Below are 6,935 nucleotides of genomic sequence, written 5' to 3'. Positions count from 1 at the left end.
CCCGGGAGAGTAGGTGGCCGCCAACCCCAACAAGGACGGCCCCCGTTTCGAAAGAGACGGGGGCCGTTCCGCGTTTATACCCACAACTCCCCGAAGAGGGTCCTCTAACAATGGCTCGGGAGCAAATAGGCTAGCGCCTACAGGCTCGGCGTAAGCACACAGACTCGGTCAAGGGAATTATCTTAAATGTTATGCCAACTAATGGTTTTAATTGAGAAGCTAGAAATTTTCTTGGCAAGGCATATCGTTTATTGTCTGACTACACTCAGCACAGGTCTCAAAGTGTATATATAATAGTTTGGAACTGCAATTAGTGCCGAATCAATATATTGAGTAGAGCAGCATGAAACAAAAAAGCGGCACCCCTTTTCAAGGGGGTGCCGCTTTTTTGTTATTGGTTTACAGCATGTTTACTAGTCTGGTCTTTTACCAGCAATAGCTGTTTTTAGGTTTTCAACAACTAAGTATTGTTGGGCCAATTCTTTTAGTTCTTCTGCAGTTACACCCCGTATGGTGCTGATGTAGTTATTATAATGTTCATAAGGTAGTTTCTGCAGTATGATGCGTTTATACCTATCGCATTGCTCGAAGATAGTAGCTATATCATTTAAGAACTTGCCAAGCATATAGCTTTTTACTGTCTGTAGTTCATCCTCAGGAACATCCTCCGTCTGAAGGATTTTAATCTCTTTTCTGATCTCGTCTATCGTTTTATCAGTAACTTGATAGTTAACGTCAGTGCCTACAAAGAAAAGGCTATCCTGTTCTTTGGGAGAGATGGCTGAATAAATCCCATAGGTATAACCTTTATCCTCGCGAATGTTTCGCATCAGTCTAGAACCAAAATAGCCTCCTAGTATTTCATTTAGTACCACTAGCTTATGGTAATCAGGATGGCCGATCAAAGGAAAAGTTGTGCCAATTCTGATGGAAGACTGTAGGCTGTCAGGCATTGATACAAAATCTTCTGTTTTCGCAATAAACGCTGCAGCAACTGTAGGCTCGTTAAGTTCAGCAGTTAATTGAAGGGTTTCTATTTTCTTTTCTAACAGCTTTTCCAACTCCACATCTATTGCACCACATGCAAATACTTCAAGGTGCTTAGTGCTGAACCTAGATCGGTAATAAGCGATGGCTTCTTCACGTGAAATTCCATCAAGTGAGTTTTCATCTAAGCCAAAAACATAAGGGTGGGTGGCACCATACACCAATTTGGTGAAACTATGCGTAGCAAGGTAGCTGTTCTTCTGTCGCTGCACTTTCAAGTTCTGCTGATTCCGCCGGAGCAGTAGGTTAAACTCTTCCTCTGGAAAAGTAGGGTTCTGCAGAACATCCAGCACTAATGGCAACAGTTCTGGCAAGTATTTGCTGAGACAATAAAGCGTAAACTCGGATCGGTCGTAACCATGGTTGTTTTCAAAGGAAGCCCCGTAATAAGCTATCTTCTCCGCTATTTGCTTTGCAGTATGGTTAGTAGTGCCCTCAAACAGCATTTTACCTGCCAAATCAGCTACCCCCGCTCTATCTTCATACCACTTACCCGCCTTAAAAACAAAATCCAGCCTGATAACAGGCTGGGTTTCGCTTTTTATATAATGCAATCTGGCACCATTGCTTAAGTGACTAACTTCAGCTATTTGGAGTGTGACTGCTTCTATTTCATGTATTTCTGGTGCTTTGTTTCTATCAAGCATTCTGTAATAGTAGGTTTTAATCTAAGTTAAGCGATAAACTGAAACGTATCGTTTCGGCTAAGGGATTGCCTCTCTCACTTGGTATAAGGTATGCCGCATCAATCCCAAACTTTTGGTAGCGAAGCCCTAAGCCTGTAGAGATATATTTTCTGTTTCCTTTTTCTGGGTTCTCATAGAAATAACCAAGTCTGGCGGCGAACAAGTTATTGTACCAGTATTCAACGCCACCTGAGAAGTTGATCTCTTTCAGTTCTTCGCTAAAGCCACCCTCAGCATCACCGAATGAGGTGAAGATGCCGCTGATTACAGTCTGGGTGCTATCAGCTCCTGGAGACGGTACCAACAGTTTATTGGCATCCAATACGAATGTCAGGCTGTTGTACTGGTCTAGGTTATACGTAATGGCCGTTCCAAGTTTCAGGTTTGTAGGCAGGAAGTCTTTTTGGTCGCCATTGGTATAGGCGATTTTACCACCAATGTTAGAAATGTTAGCACCCAACCCGAGGTTCAGGTTCTGGGAAAGATCCCGGTTGTAGTAAACACCTACGTCTACCGCAGCAGTATTACCCGGCTTGGATTCGAAAGGAGCACCAGGGCCTCCAATGGTTACGTTACCAGCTAGGTTGGAGCGGATAAAACGGGCGCCTATACCTAAGCTGAAATACTCGCTCAGTGCCTGACCATATGCCACAGACAAAGCATACTCTTTAGGCGAAAATTCTGTAATGTCATTGCCATTGGCATCTATAAACTGAATATCACCCAAGTCAAAATAAAGGAGCGAAGCCGAAATGGCAGAAGTCTCAGATAGCTTCTTGTAACCAGACAGATAGCTCAAAGACATATCGTCCACGATGTTACGCAGCCAAGGGGAGTATGAAAAACTCACAGCCATGTCGTTTTGCACAAAGCCTAACTTGGCCGGATTCCAGTGCGGTGTGTTGGCATCAGGGCTAATGGCAACACCGGCATCGCCTAAGGCTGCAGAGCGTGCATCAGGCGCTACAGTTAAAATAGGTACGGCGGTGGTCACTGTTCTTGAGTCTTGACCGATGGTTGTGGTTTGAGCCGATGCATACTGCATTGTAAAGAATGCGGCCACAAAGGCAGTGGCTTTCACAAGTAAATTTTTCTTATACATATAAAGGGTGTTGATGCAAAATCAAATATAGAAATATTGTAGGATTTTACTAATTCAATAGCACAAGTTTCTCATATCTTGTAGCCGATGCTCCGTCATATTGAGAACGTACTGTAATTCGGTAAACGTATACGCCACGTGCCAGCGTATCGTTAAATTCATCTTTCCCATCCCAAGTTAAGTCCGATATGTGAGCTTTGCTACTATAACTTGTGGCTTGCAGCGTTTTTACTAATTTTCCTGATACGGTAAATACCTGTATATGGATATCCAGATTTTCGCCTGCTCTGTTATGATCGAAACGGAACGTAGTGTTCGTTGAAAAAGGGTTCGGGTAATTCAATATATGAGATAACGCTAATTTTTCATCTTTTGATACTATAAATTCCAGAAATTCTTCAGTTGAGTTATTGTGTGTGTCCCAAGCCTTTAATTTCAGAGAATGCGGCCCTTCTTTCAAGTCCTTAAAAGGATAGCGTATACTACCTGATTGATAGGCGTCACGGTCTGAAGTATAGTAATCGTTCAGGACAATGGCGTTCTCAGTGCCTTCATCTAGCACCGCAATAATTTCATGGCCTGACCCGATCCCAGCGGTGTTAACCCCGTTCTCGTCAAAAAGTTTAGCCAAAAGAACCGGGCTCTGTCCTGTGCTGCCACCGAAAACAAATGACTCATCGTCCATGTACAGGCGAATAGTGGGAGGCGTGTTATCAGCAGCTACACCTGTAGCAGTGCCGCCGATAACGATAGTTGTATCGGCACCCATGGCATCATGCAGATTATTGCTGGCATACAAAGCGATTTTAGCTGCGCCAAAACGGTAATCAATATCTTTCGGCACAACAAAACCCAACTCAAAAGCACCGGCTTTCACGGTAGCCTGACCGTCATACACAATATTTTCGCGAAGGTTGATAGGGACTTGTTGGCTGCCTGATCCCGGCAAGCCTCCGGTTTCGCCTATGCGCTCGGGGGTGTTGTCTCCTAATGTACGGCGGCTTACCGGCTTTTCGTATACCGTGATATGCAGATTACCATCGAAGTCAGACTGCACCACTCCATTGGAGCCCGTCACAATACCTTTCATGTTAACTTTTCCGAGAGCACCGAGTGTATCACGGACGGCTTCCTGCCCATTAACTTGGGTTATTTTTGCCTGTAACTGGGGGTAGGCCAGCTGTTGCGAAGGGTCTGCCAGCAAAGTAAAGTTACGGTTGTTTACCCCGCGCGACCCGCTCTGACTATCGGTGAGGCTGTTGTTTTTGGTAAGCCGCATCACATCCCCGAGGCGTGGCATGCGACCGTTGATGGGCGTGAAAGCTGTACGGTAGAAGTTGCGGTTTAAGACACGGTTATCACTGGAGTATACGGGTCGGGTAGTGGTGAGCAGACCTACAGCGCCGCCCAATGGGCTCAAGAGGGACTGCTCTGCACCGGAGGCACGGCGCGGGTCATCGTAGCGGCCAAACTCGCAGGTGGCTGTCAGCAGGAAAGTGAGCCGGTCTTTGTTGCGCCAGTTGTTTATCTGGGATGTGGTCAGGATCTGTTCCCATGCCCAACTGACTTCATTGCCGTGGCCAGTGTAGTTCACGATAAGCGAGCCTTGCTCCACTGCTTTGTCGAGGGCGGCAGCGGCCTTTGGCGAGCGCTGACCGTTTGCTACGGCTTCCTGTGGATACAGGTCGAGGTATACCTTGTTCGGGTTGTAGTTGATATGTCGGCTTTCCAAATAATCAGCTAAGAATTCTGCATCGTTCTGGTGTTCGTTGTAATCCCCATCATCGGCCACGAACGTCACCTGACTTCGCCATTTTCCAAAGTGCTCGGGACTGTCGTAGGCAATGATCTTGTCGACAACCGTAGCGGCCTCCATCGGGGTTTTGACAGGCAGTCTGCCTATACCTATATCGAGCAAGTGGTCACCGGCGCTGTTCTCCGCCCATTCGCCTTCCTCCTCATCCAGAAAGCCATAATAGTCTTCGGAAGAGTAGCTGGAGATGGGATGTAGGGACTGCCGCGACTGGTATACCGGCACAAAGTTGGTGTTGTTGGGCAGGCGGTTTTTGTAGTCGTAAGAAGTGTCCCCGAAGAGCAACAGGTAGATCACATCATCACCGCTCTTGTTGCTGCGTCTGTAGAGCATGCGCATGTAGTCGCGTATAGCGGTTACATCCTGCGCCCCGGACGAGAACTCATTGTATACCTGCCCGGTGGTGACAACCGCCACCTCCATGTTGCTATGCTGCCGGCGGTGTGCAGCCAATCTGTTGGCTTCGGGCAGAAAACGGGGATGGGTCAGTATCACCATATCGAGCCGTCCGTCGAGGTTGTGGCTGTGCAGGTCTTGGTTCGCTACTTGACCAAGCGGCGCGGGCTTCAGGCCGGAATTGTTGCGGAACACCACAAATTCACGGAGTAGATCGGTAGGTGCGCTGAACGTGAGGTCGATGCCGGTAGCCTGTGCTTGTTGCGCTATGGGGCGATGCGGGTTGGTGACGTCCCAGACTTGAGCAGTGGCTGGTGTGCCTGCCAAGCGGAACGTGCTCACCGGATTGGACATGCTAAGTACTGACCGGAAACTGGTCTGATCGCCGTAGAGCTTAAGTTGTCGCTCGTAGTTGAGCTCCAGATAGTTCAGAAAGCCCAGAGCGGTTGAGTTACTACCTGTGCTGAAGTTGATACCAATTTTCAGTTCATTCGGCTGGCCCAATGTCTGTTGGCCTAAGGTATAGGTGCTGATGCTGTTCACGCCCTCGGGGTGGTAGGGGAAAGTGCCGCGCCCGCTGATGGTCTGTGTGCCCAAGGGATGCCCGTTCATGCGCAAGGTATAGGTGCTCTCCACTGATGAATTGGCCATCAGGAAAGCCGTCAATCGAACGGCTGATCCGGGCACAAGGTCTGATACCGGAAAACTGACCTCGCGGGATGTATTAAACGTGCTGAAGTCCTCGCCATACCACTCGCGCCCGGAGTAAACCATGTTCTTGAGGTCTCGCTCATGGTAAAGGCGCTCGTTGTAGCTGGTAATCGTTTGTCCCGCGTCGGCCTCTTGTCCGCGGGAAGTGATGCGGGCACCGCTGGCGGCCCCTACTCGAATGAAGTAGTAAGCCGTGTCGGTATAGATGTTTTGGGTATGCTGAAAGACCTGCGTGCCGCCGGTATACTGCCACGTGTGAGGACCCTGCGCATAAAATAGGGCATAGTCCGCATCATCAAAACGGCCGTCCGCCTCACCTGATACCCAGATGGCATTCTCTACAAGATCGTCGGGGCGAGAAGCACTGTTAGGCTGTGGAAGCATGCCGCCCCCGTTGCCGTAGAGCTGCAGTGCGCGCGGGTCTAGTTGCTGGGTGTTGATACCGAGCGTTTGCAAAAGGGCCTTGTCTATGCGGTAAATACCCGAGTTTATCACGCCGATCTTATACCAGTTGCCTGAACTCAGGACTGATGTGGTGGCATTGTCGGACTTTGCGTCTTGTGTGCCTTGGAAAGTGGTGTGGTCGGAGGTATAGGTATAGCTAAAGCTAACCAATCTCTCGAGTTGGCTGCTCTGAGGATTCAGTCGGACAGGGAGTATAGAGACAATTGCCTGCGGACGTTTGTTTTGCGTGCCATTGTTGATGGAGACAAGCGGTTCCGCCCCAATCTCCTTTTTAGGAAACAGCTTCTGGTCTTCGGAGCTGAAGGCTTCGTAGCGGGTGTCCTTCAACTGCAGACTGCCAATGTGTGTACCCGGTATGGCAAGCCGGAGATAGGGGAGTCGCTTGGTATAGTCTAAAGAGGCGCCTGCAAACACTGGGACCTTGTTGTCGCTTATACCTGTCGCCGGTAGCACCTTGGCATAGCCCTGCCACTGCAGCGTGACGGCCGTCGTGTTTTCCTGCGCTCTTGCTTGCGGCGCGAGCATGCCCACATAAAGCAGCAGGCAGGTATACAGGAGCTGAAAAGGCCGCATAAACAGGCGTGAGTAAAAGTAAGGCATAATGCGCAGTATAAATTTACAGAACATTATCCTTTCAACTAAATAAAAATGCGATAATTGCTGCTTCGGCAGCAAGCAGCCTCAGGTTACAGGACATTATGCTCAATAGCGCGCA

The 6,935-nt window shown here is 48.6% G+C and carries 3 protein-coding genes; all 3 read right to left on the bottom strand.

The window, feature by feature from the left end; translation table 11 throughout:
* Nucleotides 1-413: 413 nt before the first annotated feature.
* From Q1A04_RS07930 to porU, 3 genes are read right to left on the bottom strand one after another with little or no spacing between them, the layout of a single operon-like run.
* Nucleotides 414-1,694: a pitrilysin family protein gene (locus tag Q1A04_RS07930; RefSeq protein ID WP_299703609.1), complete on the bottom strand. Its 1,281-nt coding sequence runs from the start codon at nt 1,692-1,694 to the stop codon at nt 414-416.
* A 16-nt stretch (nt 1,695-1,710) separates the two neighbouring features.
* Entirely contained in the window at nt 1,711-2,835 is a 1,125-nt protein-coding gene (gene porV, locus Q1A04_RS07925; RefSeq protein ID WP_299703606.1) for a type IX secretion system outer membrane channel protein PorV, read from the bottom strand.
* Between the two features lie 49 nt (nt 2,836-2,884).
* A complete protein-coding gene (gene porU, locus Q1A04_RS07920) occupies nt 2,885-6,820 on the bottom strand; it encodes a type IX secretion system sortase PorU (protein WP_299703603.1) in 3,936 nt (1,311 codons plus the stop codon).
* Nucleotides 6,821-6,935 lie beyond the last annotated feature (115 nt).

This window comes from uncultured Pontibacter sp. (assembly GCF_947499215.1).
Classification (GTDB): domain Bacteria; phylum Bacteroidota; class Bacteroidia; order Cytophagales; family Hymenobacteraceae; genus Pontibacter.
The sequence above is the reverse complement of the archived record's forward strand: the minus strand, read 5'-3'. Positions and strand labels throughout refer to the sequence as shown.

What these genes read in the sequence shown, in the direction of transcription:
- Q1A04_RS07930 (WP_299703609.1), bottom strand. Translation starts at nt 1,694, where the DNA reads ATGCTTGATAGAAACAAAGCACCAGAAATACATGAAATAGAAGCAGTC.
- porV (WP_299703606.1), bottom strand. Translation starts at nt 2,835, where the DNA reads ATGTATAAGAAAAATTTACTTGTGAAAGCCACTGCCTTTGTGGCCGCA.
- porU (WP_299703603.1), bottom strand. Translation starts at nt 6,820, where the DNA reads ATGCCTTACTTTTACTCACGCCTGTTTATGCGGCCTTTTCAGCTCCTG.